We start from the raw sequence: 20817 nt of genomic DNA on the forward strand, positions 1-20817 counted from the left end.
CGCCTCACCAGGCAGATGGCCGGTTTTCGCACGGCATCACCGATGGAAACCGATTGTCACCCTTCGGTGACCCCTGGGGCCTTTTTCCTTGCGGCGCAACGGCTCCGGGGCACTGGCGCCGGAGCCGGGCGCCGTGAGCGGTCTCACACGTTCGGGGGCGCTCCCTCGAGCGGGCGTCCGAGCACCCCGGGCCGCCGCTGCCAGGGCCTCGGACCCGCGGGCGCCCGGTAGGCCACGCCGAGGGCGTCGAGCCGCCCGTAGTGGGCGTCCATCCGCCGTTCGAAGCCGGCGAAGTCCCGTTCCCCGGGGGCCGGCAGACGGCTCCAGGCGACCTCGGCGAAGGCGGCGAGCCGCGGGAACGCCTGGTAGTCCACGCGCGCGGGGTCCTCCATCACCTCGGTCCACACGTTGGCCTGCGTGCCCAGCACGTGCCGCGCCTCCGCCTCGGTGAGCTGCGGTGGAACCGGCTCGAAGCGGTAGACGTCCTCCAGGGTGCGCACATAGGCGATCGGCACCGGTTCGTCCTCGCCCGCGGCCTGGCGGTAGTCCAGGTACACGTGCTGCTCGGGGCACATGACGACGTCGTGGCCCGCGCGCGCGGCCGTGACGCCGCCCTGGTAGCCGCGCCACGACGACACCGCGGCGCCCGGCGCGAGACCGCCCTCCAGGATCTCGTCCCAACCGATCAGCCGGCGTCCGCGCGCGGACAGCCAGGTGTCGAAGTGCCGGATGAACCAGGACTGCAGCTCGTCCTCGTCGGCGAGCCCGAGTTCCCTGATGCGCGCCTGCGCGACGGCCGACTCCCGCCATTGGTCCTTGGCGCACTCGTCGCCCCCGATGTGGAAGAAACCGGAGAACTCCGGGAAGCGGCCGGGGTCCGCCGGGAACAGGTCGAGGAGTTCCTCGAAGACCCCCTCGTAGAAGCGCAGGGTGTTGTCAGTGGGGGCGAGTACGTTTTTGGAGACGCCCCAGTTGTCCCAGACGGTCAGGGAGGTCGTGTCGATGACGTCGGTGTTGCCCAGTTCCGGATACGCGGCGATGGCCGCCTGCGAGTGGCCGGGGATGTCGATTTCGGGGACGACGGCGATATGCCGCTCGGCCGCGTAGGCGACGATCTCCCGGATGTCGTCCTGGGTGTAGAAGCCTCCGTGCGGCTTCTCCTCCCACAGCGGTGAGGCACGGTGGCCGAATTTGGTGCGTGCCCGCCAGGAACCGATCTCCGTCAGCCTCGGGTAGCGCTTGATCTGAACACGCCACCCCTGGTCGTCGGTGAGATGAAAGTGGAAGACGTTGAGTTTGTGCGCGGCCAGCAGATCGAGGTAGCGCAGGACGCCTTCCTTGGGCATGAAGTGCCGGGAGACGTCGAGCATCAGACCGCGCCAGCGGAATCGGGGTGCGTCCTCGATGGTTCCGTACTCGATTTCGTACACCGTCCCGGGACGGACCGGGGCGCGGCGGAATGCGTCGGGGCCGAGCAGTTGGCGCAGCGTCTGGGCGCCCCAGAAGACCCCGGCCGCGTCGCCGCCGCGGATCTCGACGCCGTCGTCGCCGACGCCCAGCCGGTACGCCTCCGGCCCCAGGGTGTCGTCGAGGAGCAGGCGTACGGCCCCCGGAGCGTCCTCGGTCCCAGGTCGCAGCGGTAGTCCGAGTGCGGCGCCGAGAGCCGAGGAGAGCCAGCGTCCGGTGGCGTCCGTGCCCGGCGCGGCCCACAGGACGGTGTCCGCGTCCAGCGTGAACCGTCCGTGCGGGGCGCCTTCGACGACGAGGGGAGCGGGAATCAGACCCGTATCCATCATGTCCATCCGTCCTTCAGTCCTTTACCGCCGCCGGGTCCGGAGACGAGTCGCTGGGGGTTCGCGTACGAGGAAGACCGGCACCCGAATCGCCGTCACCACGGAGAGGACCGCCGTACCGTCCGGTCGGGTTCTCCGGCCCGCGCGTGACGGCCGGGGACATCCGCGCGGACCGGCCACGACGGCGCCGGGGAGAAGGGGGCCGGGAAGGGGGCCGGGAAGGGGAAACCCTTCCCTCCCTGCGGGCGCCGGAAAACGTCCCGGCGGCCGCGATCCGGGGAGAAGGGGGCGGGAAAGCGATCCGCCGGAGAAAACGCGCACGACGCGCTCCGGCCGCCTCGCGCGCGTCCGCGACGGCCCGGGGGAAACCGCGGGACAGCACGGTCGCGAAGGGCCGCGAGAAGGCCGCGGGCGGCACGATCGGTGAACGGGCCGCGTGCGGCCGGACGAAGTCCCGCGGGAAGAGGAAGAGAGGTTCTGCGGGGCTTCGGCGGGCATGCCCCGGAGGCCGGGAACATGATCGGCGCGGCGTCCCGGAATCGGAAGCGGAATCGTTCCGGCGCCGCCGCCGGGAGAATTCCGGTGGACGCGGAGACGATCTCGGCAGGGCTTGCCGCGCGCATACCTCCGATACCTCCGGGCGACGGGCGGACAATTCCCGCCGTGTCACGGAGCACGGAAAACCCCCGCGGGAAGACGGCACCCTCCGGAACGGGGACACGACGGCCTCCGCCCGGCCGGCCGGGCACCGGGCGCCCACCGGTCCGGCGTCGGCCCGGCGGTGGCCACCGACCCGACCGTGGCGGTCCGCGGGCACTCGACGCCGAGCGGCGCAGCAGTGGTCCCCGTCCGGGCCGCGGCGGGCCGGGGCGGGTACGGGGCGGGGCCCGGCACGGACCCGGTCACCCCCGGGATCACGGCGGGCCGGGGTGGGCGCTGGGCTTCATCGGGGCCTCCGGGCAGGGTGTTGCGGTATGCGCAATGCCGGTTTCGCGGCGCACAACACTCCGGAGGCTATGGAATACGCGAACCCGGCCACAAGAGGTCTACACCACTCTGTGATCACGGAACTCCGCGGAGAACGGCCCGGCCCCGCGCACGACACGGCCGCGGCACCCCCCACCAGGGGCGTCACGGCCGTGTTCGGTCTGCGCGGCGTACCGCGCCGGGGACGGTGTCCCGGCGCTACTTCTTGTCGCCGCCCTTGCCCTGGTCGCCGCCACCGGCGCCCATGGACTCGAAGATCTCCTTGCACATGGGACACACGGGGTACTTCTTCGGGTCACGGCCCGGCACCCACACCTTGCCGCACAGCGCCACCACGGGCGTGCCGTCCAGCGCGCTCGCCATGATCTTGTCCTTCTGGACGTAATGGGCGAAGCGCTCGTGGTCCCCGTCGCCGTGCGACACCTGCGGCGTCGGCTCCACGAGGGTCCCCGTCCCCGTGCCTCGCTGGGGCTGGGTCTCAGGCTCAAGAGTGCTCATGAACCCAAGGGTACTGGGGCTCGGACCCATCAGTTGAGGGAAGGGGCGCGCGCCTTCGGCACGAGCCTCGGGGGCGGGTGCGCCGGTCAGTTGAGGGAGGGGTCGTCGGGGTACGTCGCCACCATCGCCAGTTCGCTGCGCTGGCGGCGCAGGACCTCGCGCCACAGGCGTTCCGGCGCCGGGGAGGAGACGTCACCGGGCTCGGACTCGACGACGTACCAGGCGCCGTCGACCAGTTCGCTCTCCAGCTGGCCCGGCCCCCAGCCCGCGTATCCGGCGAAGATGCGCAGGGAGCCGAGGGCGGAGGCGAGAAGCTCGGGCGGGGCCTCCAGGTCCACCAGACCGATCGCGCCGTGCACCCGCCGCCAGCCGAGCGGCGCGCGCTCCCCCGCCGTGCCGCCCGGGATGACCGCCACCCCCAGCGCGGAGTCCAGCGAGACGGGGCCGCCCTGGAAGACGACGCCCGGCTCCCCGGCCAGGCCGGCCCAGTTCTCCAGGATGTCGCCGACACCCACCGGGGTCGGACGGTTGAGGACGACACCGAGGGAGCCCTCCTCGTCGTGGTCGAGGAGCAGCACCACCGCACGGTCGAAGTTCGGGTCCGCCAGGGCGGGCGTGGCCACGAGCAGCCGCCCTGTGAGCGAGGACACCTCGGTCATGCCAGACATGATCCCGCACATTCCCTCCATGTGGGGAGCCAATGCACGTACGGGAGTGAATGCAGCTCAGGGCGCAACGAAGCGTTGCCCGCGCACACCGCCGACAGTGACCCCGTGTGCCCGATTCGGAACGGTTCGTGTTGTGTCCAAGCTATGACCCAGCTGAGTCCTGCTCGGGCTTACTGCACCGGGGTGGGGGGCCATTACCCTTGCTGTTCGGCTCCCGTACGACCGGCCTGCCGACGACCCACGCCTGCCCAACTCATCGGAACGCGAGATACATGACCGTCAACGACGATGTCCTGCTTGTCCATGGCGGAACCCCGCTTGAGGGCGAGATCCGTGTCCGCGGTGCGAAGAACCTCGTACCGAAGGCCATGGTCGCCGCCCTGCTGGGCAGCGGGCCGAGCCGGCTGCGCAATGTCCCCGACATCCGCGACGTACGTGTCGTACGCGGGCTGCTGCAGTTGCACGGTGTGACCGTCCGTCCGGGCGAGGAGCCCGGTGAGCTGATCCTCGACCCCTCGCACGTCGAGAGCGCGAACGTCGCCGACATCGATGCCCACGCGGGCTCGTCGCGCATCCCGATCCTCTTCTGCGGCCCGCTGCTGCACCGTCTGGGCCACGCCTTCATCCCGGGCCTCGGCGGCTGCGACATCGGCGGCCGGCCGATCGACTTCCACTTCGAGGTGCTGCGGCAGTTCGGCGCGAAGATCGAGAAGCGGGAGGACGGCCAGTACCTGGAGGCCCCGCAGCGGCTGCGCGGCACCAAGATCCAGCTCCCGTACCCGTCGGTCGGCGCGACCGAGCAGGTGCTGCTGACCGCCGTCCTCGCGGAGGGCGTCACGGAGCTCTCGAACGCGGCCGTGGAGCCGGAGATCGAGGACCTGATCTGCGTCCTGCAGAAGATGGGTGCCATCATCGCGATGGACACCGACCGGACGATCCGCATCACCGGTGTGGACTCGCTCGGCGGTTACACGCACGCGGCCCTCCCGGACCGCCTGGAGGCCGCCTCGTGGGCTTCCGCGGCGCTGGCGACCGAGGGAAACATCTACGTCCGCGGCGCCCAGCAGCGGTCGATGATGACGTTCCTGAACACCTACCGCAAGGTGGGCGGCGCGTTCGAGATCGACGACGAGGGCATCCGCTTCTGGCACCCGGGCTCGCAGCTCAAGTCCATCGCGCTGGAGACGGACGTCCACCCCGGCTTCCAGACGGACTGGCAGCAGCCGCTGGTCGTGGCCCTGACGCAGGCCACCGGCCTGTCGATCATCCACGAGACGGTGTACGAGTCCCGGCTGGGCTTCACGTCCGCGCTGAACCAGATGGGCGCGCACATCCAGCTCTACCGCGAGTGCCTCGGCGGCTCGGTCTGCCGCTTCGGCCAGCGCAACTTCCTGCACTCCGCGGTCGTTTCGGGTCCGACGAAGCTGCAGGGCGCCGACCTGGTCATCCCCGACCTGCGCGGCGGCTTCTCGTACCTGATCGCGGCGCTGGCGGCGCAGGGCACGTCCCGCGTCCACGGCATCGACCTGATCAACCGCGGTTACGAGAACTTCATGGACAAGCTCATCGCGCTGGGCGCGAAGGTCGAACTGCCGGGCAAGGCACTCGGCTGACCCCAGCCTCACGACTCCGCCCCAGCCGGCCGCTCTTCCGGCTGGGGGCCCGGGGGTCACCCCCCCGGACAGACACAGCACGGACAAGCCCATCGCGCTGGGCGCGAAGGCCGAACTGCCGGGCAAGGCACTCGGCTGACCCCAGCCTCACGACTCCGCCCCAGCCGGCCGCTCTTCCGGCTGGGGGCCCGGGGGTCACCCCCCCCCCGGACAGACACAGCACGGACAAGCCCATCGCGCTGGGCGCGAAGGCCGAACTGCCGGGCAAAGCGCTCGGCTGGCAGCACGGCGGACCGATCCGCCCACGACGATGGGGCGGCCCCCCTGAAAGGGGCCGCCCCATCGGCGTTTGCTGGGCCTGGTACGGCTCCCGCGTCCCGCGTCCGCGGGGAACGTACCGGCGCCGGGCTTACTTGCCCTTGGCGGCTTCCTTGAGCTTGCTGCCCGCGGAGACCTTCACGCTGAAGCCGGCCGGGATCTGGATCGGGTCGCCGGTCTGCGGGTTGCGCGCGGTGCGAGCGGCACGGTGGGTGCGCTCGAAGGTCAGGAAGCCGGGGATGGTCACCTTCTCGTCGCCCTTGGCGACGATCTCGCCGACGGTCTCGGCGAAAGCGGCCAGAACGGCGTCGGCGTCCTTGCGGGTCACCTCGGCGCGGTCGGCCAGCGCGGCCACCAGCTCACTGCGGTTCATGTTGTTACTCCCGTGTTCTTCTTGCTGTTGAGGCGTGCCACGCGGCGGAGCCGCATATCGGGCACAGTGAAGCCGATGCTGCCAGGGACCTCGGTCGGCTCCCGGACCCGGGTCCGTAGCCAGACCGTCGCGCCCGAAGACGCATCCTGCCCCCACCTGCGGCGGGAAAGCCAATCCGGCACCCCTGGGAGTCACACGAACACCCTTGGGGGTCACACGAAGAGGCCCCTGCGAGGCCTGAACCTGGCCGCCACCCTAGAGGCGGCCACTGGCCCCGCGTTCCGCGACGCGCCGGGTTACGGGCGGTCGTGGCGGCCGTCACAGGCGCCGCGACGGCCTGTGGGGCACCGTCTCGCGGCCCGGCTCGACCCGTGCTACACGGTCGTGTTGGCCGCGTCACCCGCCCCCGCGGCCTTCGCCGCGTCGCGCACCGCTCCGGCGACCGCGCCCGCGACCTTGTCGTTGAAGACGCTGGGGATGATGTAGTTCGGGTTGAGCTCGTCCTCGGTCACCACGTTCGCGAGCGCGGCCGCGGCGGCGAGCATCATGTCCGTGTTGACGGTACGCGACTGGGCGTCCAGGAGGCCACGGAAGACTCCCGGGAACACCAGGACGTTGTTGATCTGGTTGGGGAAGTCGGAGCGGCCGGTGGCGACAACTGCCGCCGTCTGGCGGGCGATTGCCGGGTCGACCTCGGGGTCGGGGTTCGCGAGCGCGAACACGATGGAGTTCTCGGCCATCGAGGCCACGTCGTCGCCGTCAATCACGTTCGGGGCCGAGACGCCGATGAAAACGTCGGCGCCCTGCACCGCCTCTTTCAACGTGCCCGTGAGGCCTTCGAGGTTGGTGTTGTCGGCGATCCAGCGCAGCGGCGAGTCCGCGGCGGCGTCGACGAGATCGGCGCGGTCCGCGTGCACGACGCCGTGGATGTCGGCGACGACAGCGTGCTTCACACCCGCGGCAATCAGCAGCTTGAGGATGGCCGTGCCGGCCGCTCCCGCGCCGGACATGACGACCCTGATGTCGCCGATCGCCTTGCCCGCGACGCGAAGTGCGTTGGTCAGGGCGGCGAGGACGACGATCGCGGTGCCGTGCTGGTCGTCGTGGAAGACGGGGATGTCGAGGGCCTCGCGCAGGCGCGCCTCGATCTCGAAGCAGCGCGGCGCGGAGATGTCCTCCAGGTTGATCCCCGCGAAGCCGGGGGCGATCGCCTTGACGATCTCGACGATCGCGTCGGTGTCCTGGGTGTCCAGGCACAGCGGCCAGGCGTCGATGCCGGCGAAGCGCTTGAAGAGGGCCGCCTTGCCCTCCATGACGGGCAGCGCGGCCATCGGGCCGATGTTGCCGAGACCCAGCACCGCGGAGCCGTCCGTCACGACCGCAACGGAATTGCGCTTGATCGTGAGACGGCGCGCGTCCTCGGGGTTCTCGGCGATCGCCATGCACACCCGGGCCACACCCGGGGTGTAGATCATGGAGAGGTCGTCACGGTTGCGGATCGGGTGCTTGGACTGCATCTCGATCTTGCCGCCGAGGTGCATGAGGAACGTACGGTCGGAGACCTTGCCGAGGGTCACGCCCTCGATGTGCCGCAGCTGCTCGACGATCTCGTCCGCGTGCGCGGTGGAGCTCGCCGCGATGGTGACGTCGATCCGGAGCTTCTCGTGGCCCGAGGCGGTCACGTCGAGGCCGGTCACCGAGCCTCCGTGGGACTCCACGGCCGTGGTGAGCTGGGAGACCGCGGTTCCGCTCGCGGGCACCTCCAGCCGGACCGTCATCGAGTAGGAGACGCTGGGCGCCGTTGCCATGGCCGACTTCCTCTGCTTTTCACCGAGTCACTGCTGTGTGCCGTCCGATCGTCGCACCTACCCCTGAGTACGCGGTAGTCGCCCCGGATTGCGAACGTTTTGGTCACCGGAGGTTCGCCGTTTCGGAAAACGGATTCCACTCTACGAGAGTGGCTCGGGTGACGAAAGAGGCCCACGTCACGGATGACGTGGGCCTCTTCGGGTCCCTCGGTGAGGGACGACGTTCAAATGGCACCGACCCGCCATGCTCGCCTCGCGGCAAGTGGTCGCTCGTAGCGACGAAGGTTGGGCCCGGGGGCTTGGATCGGGCCGGTGCCACGTCAAAGGTAACAAAGGATTCCCGTGGAGCAATTCCCGTCCCGGGAGATCTTTTCGGCCGGGACGGGACGCGGGCGGACGGGGGACGCGGGGGGCGTCAGTCCCGCAGCAGGTCGGGCACTCCGTCCGCGTCGGGTTCGTCGCGGTCGCTGGAGACGACGGTCAGCTGCTGCGTGGCCCGGGTCAGGGCGACGTACAGCACCCGCAGTCCCGCGGGCGACTCGTCGGCGATCTCCGCGGGCGAGACGACCACCGTGGCGTCGTACTCCAGGCCCTTGGCCTCCAGGCTCCCGAGGGCCACCACGCGGTCCCCGAGCCCGGCGAGCCAGCGGGCGGCCTCCTCGCGCCGGTTCATGGCGACGACGACGCCCACGGTGCCGTCGACCCGGTCGAGGAGCCGGGCGGCCTCGGCGCGCACGGTCTGCGCCAGGGAGTCCCGTACGACCGCGAACCGGGGCTCGACGCCCGTGGAGCGGACGGCGGACGGGGACGCGGAGCCCGGCATGGCGAGGGCGAGGACCTTGGCGGCCAGCTCGGCGATCTCCGCCGGGTTGCGGTAGTTGACGGTGAGGGTGAAGCGGCGCCTCGGACGGGTGCCGAGTGCCTCGTCCCGGGCCTCGGCCGCCTCGTCGGGGTCGGACCAGGAGGACTGGGCCGGGTCGCCGACGACCGTCCAGGTGGCGTGCCGGCCGCGCCGGCCGACCATCCGCCACTGCATGGGCGTGAGGTCCTGCGCCTCGTCGACGATGACGTGCGCGTACTCGGTCCGCTCCTGCGCCAGCCGCTCGGCGCGCTCGCGCTGTGTCTCCTCGCGCACCGGCATGAGCTCCTCCAGACCGGTGAGCTGGTCCAGCGGGTCGAGGTCGCGGCGCTTCCTGGGCCGGGCGGGCGTCCCGACGATCGCCTCCAGCTCGTCGAGCATCGCCACGTCGTGCACGGAGAAGCCGTCCCGCTTGAGCGAGCGGGCCACCCTGCGGACCTCGCCGGGGTTGAGGATCCGGCGCGCCCAGCGGCCGAGGCGCCGTTCGTCGGCCATGGCGGCCAGCACCCCGCGCGGGGTCAGCTCCGGCCACCACGCGTCCAGGAACGCCACGAAGCTGTCCTCGGAGGTGACGTCCTCGTCGAAGGAGGACCGCAGCTCGGCGGCCAGCTCCGGGTCCGCGTGCCGGGTCCCGGCACCCGACTTCGACCACAGCGCGTCCAGCAGCAGCCTGCGGGCGCGCGGGCGCAGCAGGTTGACCGGCGCGGTCCCGCCGAGCGCGTTGTGCTTGATGCGGTCCAGCTCGGCGGACTCCAGCTCCAGCCGGCGCCCGAAGGCGACGACCCGCAGCCGGGTGGGGGCGCCCGCGGGGGCCGGGTCCGGCTCACTGAGGGCGAGCTGGCCGGTGTTACCGCCGGTCGCGCCGCGCGGGGCCTCCAGCGCCCCGCGCGCCGCCTTCCGCAGCACCCTCAGCATCCGGGACGAGCCCTTGGCACGGGCCACCGCCGGGGAGTCGTAGAGCGTGGCGGCCACGCCGTCGACGAGCGAGCCGATCGCGCGGATCGCGACCTGGCCCTCCTCGCCGAGCGAGGGCAGCACGCCCTCGGTGTAGGCGACGAGCAGCGGGGTCGGGGAGACGATCAGGATGCCGCCCGCGTACCGGCGGCGGTCCTGGTAGAGGAGATAGGCGGCCCGGTGCAGGGCGACGGCCGTCTTGCCGGTGCCGGGGCCGCCCTCCACGTAGGTCACGGACGCGGCGGGCGCGCGGATCACCATGTCCTGCTCGGCCTGGATGGACGCCACGATGTCGCGCATGGTGTGGCTGCGGGCCTGCCCGAGCGCGGCCATGAGCGCGCCGTCGCCGATGACGGGCAGCTCACGGCCGTCGAGGGAGGCCTTCACCTGCGGGCGCATGAGGTCGTCCTCGACCCCGAGGACCCGGCGGCCCTTGGAGCGGATGACCCGGCGGCGCACGACCCGGCCGGGGTCGACCGGGGTGGAGCGGTAGAACGGGGCGGCGGCCGGTGCCCGCCAGTCGATCACCAGCGGCGCGTACTCGGCGTCCAGGACACCGATACGGCCGATGTGGAGCGTCTCCGCGATGTCGGCGGTGTTGTCCTCGCGTACCACGCCGTCGGCGGGTTCCACCGCGGTGTAGGCGCCGTCGGGCCCCTTCACGCCGTCCTTGCCGCGGAGCAGGTCGATACGGCCGAAGAGGAAGTCCTCGAACTCGTTGTTGAGACGGTTCAGGTGGATTCCCGCGCGGAACACCTGGGCGTCCCGCTCCGCGAGCGCCCCCGGTGTGCCGACGTGACCGCGCTGGGCGGCGTCGTGCATGAGGAACTCGGCCTCGTGGATCTTCTCCTCGAGGCGCCGGTAGACCCGGTCCAGATGTTCCTGTTCGACGGCGATCTCACGGTCCCGTACGGAGTCGTCCTTGACGGATTCGTACGGTACGGACGTGCGGACCGAGTCGAGCGCGGTTTCCTGCTGAGCCTGAGTGGCCACCGGGCGCCCCCTTCTGACGTGCTGGGCAGCCGTCAACCGTACGCGAAGGGAGGCCCGCCGGGCTACGTGCGCGCCCGGAGTCCGCTCACGCCTTCACCTCGACGAGGCGCTTCCCACCGAACGTCATGACCTCGAAGTGGTCGATCTGGTTCGGCTCGAAGGCCGCGCCGCCGTGGACGTAGAGGGGCTCCTTGGCCTGCTCGGTCTTGGCGTTGGGAGTGCCGTAACCCCACTCCGGGACCGACCAGGACGTCACCGTCTCGCGCTCGCCGTTCTTGCCCACGGCGATCAGGGAGCACTTCTCCGGGCCCGTGACGTTCTTGAGCTGGAGGACCGCGTGGGTGCCCCAGTCCTTCGGCTCGATCGCGACGACGGCGCTGACCTTGGTCTTCGGATCCGTGGCCGACGACTTGTCGGTCATGACCTGGAAGGCGGCCTTGGCCGGGCTGGTGGCCATCGCCTGCGGCGTGTTCGTCCCGGTGTCGCTGCCGCCGTTGACCGCCATGACGGTCAGCGGGCCGCCGATGATCAGCGCGGCCGCGGCCGCCACCAGGTACATGCCGCGGCGGCGCTTCTGGGCGCGGCGCGTCGAGACCTCGTCGACCAGCCGTTCCGCGAGCCGTGGGCTCGGGCGGGCCGAGAGGGACTCGGCGATGGCCGGGCTGCCCTGCGAGGCGGGCAGGTCGGCGAGGGCCGCGAGCATCGGTTCCATGCCGGCGAGCTCGTCGAGCTGCTGGGCGCACCACTCGCAGGAGGCGAGGTGCTCCTCGAAGGCGGTCGCCTCGATGTCGTCGAGAATGCCGAGCGCGTAGGCGCCGACAGTCTCGTGAACGTTGTCCCCGGACCCTTGCTGTCCTCGTGGACCTTGCATGGCTCCCGGACCACCTGTTCCGTAACCCCCGTACGTGTTCATGCCGTCACCCCCCGCTCCTCAAGAGCCAGCTTCATCGACCGAAGGGCGTAGAAAACCCGTGAGCGCACAGTGCCGCTGGGAATGCCGAGCGTTTCGGCCGCCTCATTGACGGTACGCCCTTTGAAGTATGTTTCGACCAATACTTCCCTGTGAGCAGGGGTCAGGTCGTCCAGCGCGTCCGACAGTGTCATCAGCCACAACGCCTTGTCGATCTCGTCCTCCGCGGGGATGACCTCCAGCGGCGACGGGTCGACCTCCTGCGGCCGGGCCTGCCGACTGCGGTGGCCGTCGATGACGATGCGCCGGGCGACCGTCACCAGCCAGGGGCGTACAGAACCGGTCGCTCGATTGAGCTGGCCGGCGTTCTTCCAGGCACGGATGAGTGTTTCCTGCACAACGTCTTCGGCGCGCTGCCGGTCTCCGGCCACCAGGCGCAGCACGTAGGCCAGCAACGGCCCCGCGTGTTCCCGGTACAGCGCACGCATCAGCTCCTCGTCGGGTTCGGTCGACGAGGACTGCTGAGACATGCGATGTCGGGCCCTTGGCCTGTGTTCATCAGCCACGGCTGAATCCTTGCGCACGCCTACCTCCGGTGTCCGGGGGTTCCCCCAGTCGGTCGCTCATCACCGGGTACGTGTGCCGGTACGCGAGTGTTCAAAGTGTTCAGGATTTTTTCTGTTGAAGATGTGTAGACAGCGAAAAGAATGCATACCGATCACCTCACGTCACTGGAGGATCACGGAAAGGTGTGATCAGGCCTGTGCCAGAGCCACCCGCCGCCGGTGCCGGGCCACTCGCTCCCGATTTCCGCACACCTCGCTGGAACACCAGCGCCGGCGTCGGCCGCGCGAGGTGTCGAGGTAGACGATCGGGCAGTTGTCACCCTCACACTGTCTCAGACTCCCCCGCGCGTCAGGGTCGGTGAGCAGGTCGAGGGCGTCCCGGGCCACCACGGAGAGCAGTTCACCGCAGCGGGGCGGATTCTGCAGCTCCCGGTACAGCGAGCCGTCGTCGGCGCGGACGGCGCACGGGGCGGGCGGAGCCGCGAGGGCGACGGCGTTGACGCGGGCGAGCGCGCCGTCCGCGGGCCGCCCGTCCAGCTCGCCGCGCACCAACCGGGCGACATGTCCGCGCAGTTCCCTGAAGCCGAGCAGCCACGAGGCGTCGACGGCGGCCAGCACGGTGCCCGCGGGCACCAGCCCGGACGCGAGGACCCAGGCGCCCAACCGGGCGGCGGAGTCGAGGCGTTCCTCGGGATGGGTGGTCGCCGTCAGGTCCAGGCAGATCCGCCCGGAGTCGAACCGCAGCTCGTACGAGGCTGTGGCCGTGCCCGATGCCATGCGCCTGTCACCGCCTTGGGGTCACCTGCCGTCGTACCCCCTACAGTGCATCCCCCGGCGCCCGGCCGGAAGACTCGGTACCGGTCCCGTACCGGACACGCACCGGACACGCACCGGACGACTGCCGGCCGCGTCCGGTCCGCGGGCCGGACGGGAGTCCGGGACGCCACCGTCCGCGAGCCTCGTGCGGCGGCCTCGTACGGTGGCCTCAGGCGTCGGCGTACTTGGCGTCCGCGGCGGGGTCGAGCGCGAGGCGGTAGCCGCGCTTGACGACCGTCTGGATCAGCTTGGGTGCGCCGAGCGCCGTCCGCAGCCGGGCCATCGCGGTCTCCACGGCGTGCTCGTCGCGGCCGGATCCCGGCAGCGCGCGCAGCAGTTCGGCCCGCGCCACCACCCAGCCGGGCCGCCGCGCGAGGGCGCGCAGCAGCGACATGCCGGCGGGCGGTACGGGCCGCAGCGACCCGTCCACCAGCACGGCGTGCCCGCGGATCTCCACCTGGTGCCCGGCGATGGGCAACGCCCGTGCCCGGCCGGGCAGTTCCTGGCAGAGCAGCTGGACGAGGGGGCCGAGCCGGAAGCGTTCGGGCTGGACGGTGTCGATGCCGTGGGCCTGCAACGGCAGGGCGGTGACCGGGCCGACGCAGGCGGGCAGGACGTCGTGGTGCAGTGCGGCGAGGAACTCCGCGTGCACGCCCCGTTCCTCGGCCCGGGACAGCAGGGAGGCCGCGGCGGGGGCGCTGGTGAAGGTGAGCGCGTCCAGGCCGCGGGTGAGGGCCGCGTCGAGCAGCCGGTCGACCGGGCCGATGTCCTCCGGCGGCATCCACCGGTACACGGGCACGAGGACGACCTCGGCGCCGGCGGCCCGCAGCGACTCGACGAACCCGGGCAGCGGTTCCCCGTGCAGCTGTACGGCGATACGGCGGCCGTCCACGCCCTCTTCGAGCAGCCGGTCGAGGACCTCGGCCATCGACTCGGAGGACGGCGACCACTCCTCGGTCAGGCCCTGGGCCCGGACCGCGCCCTTCACCTTGGGCCCGCGGGCGAGCAGTTCGACGCCCCGCAGCCGCGCGAGCAGTTCCTCGCCCAGACCCCAGCCGTCGGCGGCCTCGACCCAGCCGCGGAATCCGATGGCGGTGGTGGCCACCACCACGTCCGGCGCGTTGTCGACCAACTCCTTGGTCGCGGTGAGCAGTTCGCCGTCGTCGGCGAGGGGAACGATCCGCAGGGCCGGCGCGTGCACGACGGTGGCCCCGCGCCGCTGGAGCAGCACGCCCAGTTCGTCGGCGCGGCGCGCGGCGGTCACCCCCACGGTGAACCCGGAGAGTGGCCCGTGCTCGGGTCGCTGCTGTTCATCGTGCATGGGGGTCTCGTCTCGCGCTCGTCGAGTCGTCGTACGGGGTCCGTGCCGTGTCGTACGTCCGTGGCTGATCCGAGCCTGTCAACGGACCGTGACAGGCTCGGATCAAGGTGATGTCGGGCGTGTTACGTCACACCTCGGCGTAGCTGAGCTGGGCCTTCGCCTCGGCGGTGGTGCTCGCCCGGGGCGCGGCGGCCGGGCGGCGAAGGTATACGGCCCAGGTGACCACGAAGGCGACCGCGTAGAAGGCGAGGAAGGTGACGAAGGCACCGGTGCCGGAGCCGGAGCTGAGGAACGACTGGCGGAAGGCGAGGTTGATGCCGACACCGCCGAGCGCGCCCACCGCGCCGATGAGTCCCATGGCGGCGCCGGAGAGCCGCCGTCCGTGGCGGGCGGCCTCCTCCCCTTCGAGCCCCGCTTCCAGCGCCTTCTTCTGGAAGATGCCGGGGATCATCTTGTACGTCGACCCGTTGCCGAGTCCGCTGAGCACGAAGAGGACCACGAAGACCGAGACGAACAGCGGCAGTGACTTCTCACTGCTGGCGAACACCAGGACCCCGGTCGCGGCGGCCATGGCGACGAAGTTCCACAGGGTGATCCTCGCGCCGCCGTAGCGGTCGGCGAGCCATCCGCCGACGGGCCGGATCAGCGAGCCGAGCAGCGGGCCGATGAAGGTGAGGTAGGCGGCCTGGAGCGGGGTGCGTCCGAACTCGACCTGGAGCACCTGCCCGAAGGCGAAGGCGTAGCCGATGAACGACCCGAAGGTCCCGATGTACAGGAACGCCATGATCCAGGTGTGCGCGTCCCTCGCGGCGTCCAGGGCGGCGCCGGTGTCGTTCTTCACGGTGGTGAGGTTGTCCATGAAGAGGGCGGCGAGGACGGCGGCCACGACGACGAGCGGGATGTAGATCCCGAGGAGCACCCGGGGTCCGCCGGTCGCCCCGATGACGGCGAGCGCCACGAGCTGGATGACGGGGACGCCGATGTTGCCGCCGCCCGCGTTGAGACCGAGCGCCCAGCCCTTCTTGCGCAGCGGGAAGAAGGCGTTGATGTTGGTCATGCTGGAGGCGAAGTTGCCGCCGCCGACGCCGGCCAGCAGCCCGACCACGAGGAACGTGCCGAACGAGGTGCCGGGCTTCATCACCACGAACGCGGCGACGGTCGGTACGAGCAGCAGACTCGCGGACACGATGGTCCAGTTCCGGCCGCCGAAGAGCGCGACGGCGAAGGTGTAGGGCACCCGCACCACCGCGCCGACCAGGGTCACCATCGAGGTGAGCAGGAACTTGTCGGCCGGGGTGAGCCCGTACTCCGGTCCCATGAACAGGACCAGCACCGACCACATGGTCCACACGGAGAACCCGATGTGCTCGGACAGCACGGAGAAGAGCAGATTGCGCCGGGCGATCCTCTCCCCCTTCCGTGCCCAGAAGACCTCGTCCTCCGGATCCCACTCCTCGATCCAGCGACCGCCCCGCGCGGGGGCCGTACTCGTGGCTGGGGCAGTCATCTCACGCCTCCATTGGTTCTCCGGGCTTACCGACCTGCTGTTTCCCGAAGGTAGGGAGGGCGCGTTTCGGCCCTGTGGCTGTGAGTGACCTGAAGGGAACGTTGCTCTCACCCGGTCCCGGGCCCGGCGGTGAGGACGGGCCCGGGAGCGGGCGTACGGCGTGCTCGGCCCCTGCGGTCAGACGGCCGCGTTGTGGTACGAGGTGATGGCCCAGGTCCCGTCGCCGGGATCGCGGACGAGCACCCAGGTCGCCCGGTGCTGCCGGTCGGCCGGCACCTCGCTCTCCCCGGCCAGGACGATCCCGGCCTCGCTGACGACGACGGCGGTGCCGGGCCGCGGGAACCGGATCCGCCGGGGCTCGTCGACCGGCCGGGACCCCTTCAGCGGTCCGTCGAACGCCGCCGCGATGTACGCCCGGATCTCCTCCCGGCCGTCGTTGAAGACGCCCGGCATCACGACGGTCGCGTCCTCGGTGTAGAGCGCGGCGAAGGCGTCGGCGTCGTAGTCGGCCCACGCGGAGTAGAGACGGTCGAGGACGGTTCGGATGTCCTGGCTGTCGTCGGTGGTGGTGGTCATGATGATTCCTTCCGCTCGATCGGGTTCGGCACCGGTACGTACTTCCGGGCCGCCTCGAACTCATCGGTGGCGCGGCGATGAGTCCGGGCGGGCCGGGAGGTAGATACCGGTGAGCGACGGGACGCAGCCGAGGAGCAGACCATGGGGACACACGACGCCGACCGCTTCGACGGGGACGACGGGGGCGGCAGTCGCTTCGACGGGGGTGACGGGCTCTTCGGCGGGGACGACGGTCACGGCGCCCGCTCCGGCCGGCGCGACGCCCGCTCCGATCAGTGCGACGACGGCTTCGGGCAGCGGGACGACTTCGAGAGACGGACGGCGCCCTACCGCCGCGAGCTGCTGGCCCACTGCTACCGGATGGTCGGTTCGGTGCACGAGGCCGAGGACCTGGTGCAGGACACGATGCTGCGGGCCTGGCTCGCCTACGACCGCTACGACGCCGGCCGCGCGTCCCTGCGCACCTGGCTGTACCGCATCGCCACCAACCGCTGTCTGACCTCGCTGCGCGGCCGCACCCGCAGGCCCCTGCCCTCGGGCCTGGTCGGCGCGCTGGAGGATCCGGGGGCGCCGATGACCCTGGGGGCGGAGGTGCCGTGGCTCGAACCGTTCCCGGACCGGGGCACGGCCGGGACCGCCTTCGGCGCCGGGGCGGCGGCCGGGGATCCCGCGGGCGTGGTCGCCGCCCGGGGCAGTCTGCGCCTCGCGCTGATCGCCGCGATGCAGTTGCTGCCCCCGCGGCAGCGGGCGGTCCTCATCCTGCGCGATGTACTGGCCTGGCCGGCGACCGAGGTGGCCGAGGCCCTCGGCGCGTCGACCGCCTCCGTGAACAGCGCGCTCCAGCGGGCCCGCGCACGACTGGGCGAGGCGGGTCTGACGGAGGACGAGGTGACCGAGCCGCCGGACCACGGGCAGCGCGTGGTGATCGACCGCTATCTGCGCGCCTTCGAGGACGCCGACCTCGACGCGCTGCGCGCCCTGCTCACCGAGGACGTCGTCCTGGAGATGCCCCCGGTCCTCAACTGGTACGTCGGCCCCGACGCCTACGTCGCCTTCATCGCCCGCGTCTTCTCGATGCGCGGCAGGGACTGGCGGCTGCGCCCCGCCTCGGCGAACAGCCAGCCGGCGCTCGCGGCCTACGTCCGCGCACCCGGCGACGACGAGCACCGCCTGCACACCCTGCAGGTCTTCACGGCGGACCAGGGCGCGGTGAGTCACACGGTGGTCTTCCAACTCCCCACGGTCTTCGCCGCGTTCGGACTGCCGGAAGTCTGGGAGGGATAGCCGCGCCGGGCCGACGGGGTCACCGGGGCGGCTGCGGCGGCACGGGGCCGGGCTGGGCGGCGTACGGGTTGCCGGGCGCGCCCGGGGCGGTGGCGGGAGGCTGCTGGGCATAGGGGCCGGGGGCCGGGGAGGCGTAAGGGGGCTGACCCGCGTACGGGGCCTGCGGAGGCTTCGGGGACTGGCCGGCGTGGGGGCCCTGACCCGCGTACGGAGGCTGACCCGCGTACGGAGGCTGGGGAGCCTGGGCGGCATACGGGGGCGGAGGAGCCTGCGGAGCCTGGGCGGCGTACGGGGCGTAGGGGCCGTACGGGCCGGTGGGCTGTCCGGCATACCCCGCCGTCGGCGGCAGATACCTCACCCGCCCGCCCTCCTCCGTCACGGGCGCGAACCCGGCCGCGGCCAGCAACGCCGCGAACTTGGCGTTGCGCTTGCGCGTGACGACGAGACCGACACCGAGGACGACCATCAGCACGGCCCACAGGATGCCGGCCCCGGCGAAGGCGACGGAACTCCCGCCCGCCCGTACCGCGAGGACGGCACACCCGACGGTGAGCCCGAGGGCCGCGTACACCATCCGCTTCTCGGCGTTCTTGCCGGTGAGGTCGAAGTTGATGCGGGCCTTGAGGAGTTCCAGGGCGTCGGGAACGACGGGCGGCAACGAGACCCCGTCGCCGGCCCGCGGGTACTGCGCCCAGTTCTGCGCGGCACGCGCCTGAGCCTGCGGGCCGGGGTCGGGCACGATGAGCATCGTGAGCGCGTTGTTGCGGCCGGAGCCCTGGCGCACGTCCGCGTACTCGTAGCCGAACTGCTGGGCGATGAAGGCGAGTCGGGCCAGCTTCTTCACGGAGGCCATGGGGCTCGTGAGCTCCACCGCCTGCCCCTGAGCCATCAGTCGGAACATCTTCCGGATCTGCCGCTTGCTCATCGCGTCCCCCGAATCCCCTGTCGAACTGTCCTGTTCACGCCAGCAACGACCTGCTCCACCCTTTCACGCGCGGAGACCCCGCAGAACAGCCGAGCAGCCCGGTTTACCGGTGCTTGACCCGACGTCGCCGGGCCGGCCGACGGTCCCGGGCTCAGCGGTTGACGGACTGGATCTCCTGCACGACGACGTCCTGATCGGCTCCGAAGGTGCCGTCCGGCAGGTTCCGCGCGTCGGGAACGCCCGTGCCCGTCCAGTGGATCTTCCAGGTGACGGTGGCCCTCAGCTTGTACGAGCCGTCACCCGAGGAACGCAGGTACTTCACCCCGCAGGGCGGCGTCTCCCCGGCCTTGCCCTTCGCGTACGCCTCACCGATGCGGTCGCCCTTGATCTCGCAGACCCCCGACGCGGGATACGTCTGCGCGTCCGCCGTGCCGGGCTCGATCCTGAGCGAGACCGGCTCGGCCGTCGTCGTCGCCGTCACGCCGAGCAGGGGCACCGAGGCGGTCACCGACACCGGCTTGAACTTCGCCGTGTCCAGCCAGGCCCACGTCGGCAGGTTCACCTTCGTGGTGCCCTCGGGAGCGAGGTCCACCTTGGTCGACGGCACGCGTATCTCCGCGTACGCGAGTTGCGCCAGCACCTCCGGAGTGATCGCCTGCGGAACGTCCGCCGGCGGGGCCGCGCCCTTGTCCACCCAGAAGATCGGCTCGTCGCAGTCCAGCGCGTGCGGGTCGCCCTCACGGCCTTCGGTGACGTACGAGTCCCACCAGTAGCCCTTGCCGGTCTTGGCCTTGTTGAAGTCCTTGGCCACGCCGCCGTTGACGTACTTGTCCCGCTGCTCCTGGTCCCACTGAGGACCGGTGGAGTCGACGTTCCAGATCGGCTCCAGGTACTTCTGCAGCTCGTCCGGGGTGTACTTCGGGGCGTAGTAGCAGGCGGGCGGGGTCCAGTTCCCGGAGGAGGAGGTCACCGGCCCGGCGGAGTCACCGGACCCGTTCCTGGACCGATCGAAGACGACGGCACCGGCGGTGGCCGAGAGGCCGCCCTTACCGTCCGAGTCGCCGTGCTGCTGCGTCTGTCCGACGTTGCCGTCGCCACCACGTCCGCCCGCGTATGCGACCCCGGGGGTCAAGGCCGCTACGGCCATCACCGTCGCGGCCGTCACCAGCCTGGACGCTTGCTTCACGGCTGGCATGCCTTGGCCCCCCGGTCCGAGATGATGTTCGTCGTCTGCCACACTCCGTGACTGTTCTTGACCAGCTTGGCGTTGTAGAACACGTAGCTGTCCGCTGTCGTGGGTGTGTTCTTCCTCTTCTTGGTCTTTCGGTTCTCGAGGAACGACTTGCTCTCGTCCGAGCAGTAGACAACGGTCGCCGACGTAACGCCGGCCAGGGTCACGCGCCGGTTGAAATATCGCGTGGTACCGACCCACGTGTCCCCCTTGTCGAGGTAGCCCTGGACATAGGTGATCGCAGCGTTGAGCGCCTTGCCCGAGTTGTAGAACCCGAGTGCTTCGGTGTCGACGCTGCCCTGGAAGATCGCATCGTCCATGGAGTTGACGCTGAGGGCACTGTCCGCGAGAACAGCGTCCTTCGTCGGGTCACCCGTCTTCTGACCCTCGAAGACGTTCTTGACGCCGGAAGGAAAAGTGATCTCAGGGCGCGCGGTATCCACCGCCGAGGCCGTCGCGCTCGGGGAGGCCGAGGTCTTGTTGCCGGTGTCCGCGCCGGCGATCTTGTCGCTGGTCTTCGGGTCGTGACCGCCTCCGCCGCACGCGGTCAAAAGCAGCGTGGCTGACGCTCCGACAGCGACTGTGGCAAGCAGGCGGGAACGGCGGTTCACGGCAGACTCCTGTGCGGCATGGGGTGAGGAAGGGAACCAACACGCTAGCGGGGGCCTGTGCGACGACACCAGCGCGAACGGTGCCAAGGGCGTAACAGTGGTTGCCGATAGAGCCCCAAAGCATGACCAACTGGCCTCCCCACAGCCCTGATCGGGCTGTCGGGACCGACAGGACGGTTCACCCGGTTGCTGTCCGCAAAGCCCCG

General features: G+C 71.0%; 17 protein-coding genes. 2 read left to right on the forward strand and 15 right to left on the reverse strand.

Going from position 1 to position 20817, the window contains the following annotated elements:
- Positions 1-143: 143 nt before the first annotated feature.
- From ACH4S8_RS38345 to ACH4S8_RS38355, 3 genes are all read right to left on the reverse strand, one after another.
- Entirely contained in the window at positions 144-1802 is a 1659-nt protein-coding gene (locus ACH4S8_RS38345) for a beta-N-acetylhexosaminidase (protein ID WP_398402707.1), read from the reverse strand.
- A gap of 1176 nt (positions 1803-2978) precedes the next feature.
- The gene (locus tag ACH4S8_RS38350) at positions 2979-3278 is read right to left on the reverse strand and encodes a DUF3039 domain-containing protein (protein WP_351861896.1); all 300 of its coding nucleotides are present in this window, start codon (positions 3276-3278) and stop codon (positions 2979-2981) included.
- Between the two features lie 86 nt (positions 3279-3364).
- Entirely contained in the window at positions 3365-3937 is a 573-nt protein-coding gene (locus ACH4S8_RS38355; protein WP_398402710.1) for a YqgE/AlgH family protein, read from the reverse strand.
- Between the two features lie 281 nt (positions 3938-4218).
- Between ACH4S8_RS38355 and murA the strand changes: the two genes are divergently transcribed.
- Positions 4219-5559, forward strand: a complete 1341-nt coding sequence (murA, locus tag ACH4S8_RS38360) for a UDP-N-acetylglucosamine 1-carboxyvinyltransferase (RefSeq protein ID WP_339129611.1) — start codon at positions 4219-4221, stop codon at positions 5557-5559.
- A 409-nt stretch (positions 5560-5968) separates the two neighbouring features.
- Here the strand turns inward: murA and ACH4S8_RS38365 are convergent, their stop codons facing one another.
- From ACH4S8_RS38365 to ACH4S8_RS38405, 9 genes are all read right to left on the reverse strand, one after another.
- On the reverse strand, positions 5969-6250 hold the full coding sequence (locus ACH4S8_RS38365) for an HU family DNA-binding protein (protein WP_103549419.1): 282 nt from the start codon (positions 6248-6250) through the stop codon (positions 5969-5971).
- A 374-nt stretch (positions 6251-6624) separates the two neighbouring features.
- Positions 6625-8058 carry an NAD-dependent malic enzyme gene (locus ACH4S8_RS38370; protein WP_398402713.1) on the reverse strand — a complete coding sequence of 478 codons (1434 nt, stop codon included), beginning with the start codon at positions 8056-8058 and terminating at the stop codon, positions 6625-6627.
- Between the two features lie 415 nt (positions 8059-8473).
- The gene (locus ACH4S8_RS38375; protein ID WP_398402715.1) at positions 8474-10864 is read right to left on the reverse strand and encodes a HelD family protein; all 2391 of its coding nucleotides are present in this window, start codon (positions 10862-10864) and stop codon (positions 8474-8476) included.
- An 85-nt stretch (positions 10865-10949) separates the two neighbouring features.
- Complete coding sequence (locus ACH4S8_RS38380) at positions 10950-11735, reverse strand: anti-sigma factor family protein (RefSeq protein WP_398402717.1); 786 nt, start codon at positions 11733-11735, stop codon at positions 10950-10952.
- Between the two features lie 38 nt (positions 11736-11773).
- Positions 11774-12304, reverse strand: coding sequence for a sigma-70 family RNA polymerase sigma factor (locus ACH4S8_RS38385; RefSeq protein ID WP_037619265.1), 531 nt, complete (start codon positions 12302-12304; stop codon positions 11774-11776).
- A gap of 225 nt (positions 12305-12529) precedes the next feature.
- Positions 12530-13117, reverse strand: a complete 588-nt coding sequence (locus ACH4S8_RS38390; RefSeq protein WP_398402719.1) for a CGNR zinc finger domain-containing protein — start codon at positions 13115-13117, stop codon at positions 12530-12532.
- A 208-nt stretch (positions 13118-13325) separates the two neighbouring features.
- Positions 13326-14477, reverse strand: a complete 1152-nt coding sequence (locus ACH4S8_RS38395) for a uroporphyrinogen-III synthase (RefSeq protein ID WP_398402721.1) — start codon at positions 14475-14477, stop codon at positions 13326-13328.
- Positions 14478-14604: 127 nt separating this feature from the next.
- Positions 14605-15984, reverse strand: coding sequence for a nitrate/nitrite transporter (locus ACH4S8_RS38400; protein ID WP_398402723.1), 1380 nt, complete (start codon positions 15982-15984; stop codon positions 14605-14607).
- 177 nt (positions 15985-16161) lie between these two features.
- Positions 16162-16560 (reverse strand): SgcJ/EcaC family oxidoreductase, encoded by a 399-nt coding sequence (locus ACH4S8_RS38405; protein ID WP_398402725.1) that lies wholly within the window; start codon positions 16558-16560, stop codon positions 16162-16164.
- Between the two features lie 141 nt (positions 16561-16701).
- Here ACH4S8_RS38405 and ACH4S8_RS38410 point away from each other — a divergent pair, with 141 nt between their 5' ends.
- A complete protein-coding gene (locus ACH4S8_RS38410; protein ID WP_398402727.1) occupies positions 16702-17844 on the forward strand; it encodes a sigma-70 family RNA polymerase sigma factor in 1143 nt (380 codons plus the stop codon).
- A 19-nt stretch (positions 17845-17863) separates the two neighbouring features.
- On the opposite strand, the gene ACH4S8_RS38415 is transcribed toward ACH4S8_RS38410, so the two are convergent.
- From ACH4S8_RS38415 to ACH4S8_RS38425, 3 genes are all read right to left on the reverse strand, one after another.
- Positions 17864-18769, reverse strand: coding sequence for a hypothetical protein (locus tag ACH4S8_RS38415; protein WP_398402729.1), 906 nt, complete (start codon positions 18767-18769; stop codon positions 17864-17866).
- Positions 18770-18920: 151 nt separating this feature from the next.
- On the reverse strand, positions 18921-19964 hold the full coding sequence (locus ACH4S8_RS38420) for a hypothetical protein (protein WP_398402731.1): 1044 nt from the start codon (positions 19962-19964) through the stop codon (positions 18921-18923).
- Complete coding sequence (locus ACH4S8_RS38425; protein ID WP_398402733.1) at positions 19952-20611, reverse strand: hypothetical protein; 660 nt, start codon at positions 20609-20611, stop codon at positions 19952-19954. The genes ACH4S8_RS38420 and ACH4S8_RS38425 overlap by 13 nt, the downstream gene beginning before the upstream one ends.
- Positions 20612-20817: the final 206 nt, after the last annotated feature.

Source organism: Streptomyces sp. NPDC021080, from assembly GCF_044333225.1.
In the GTDB taxonomy this organism is placed as follows: domain Bacteria; phylum Actinomycetota; class Actinomycetes; order Streptomycetales; family Streptomycetaceae; genus Streptomyces.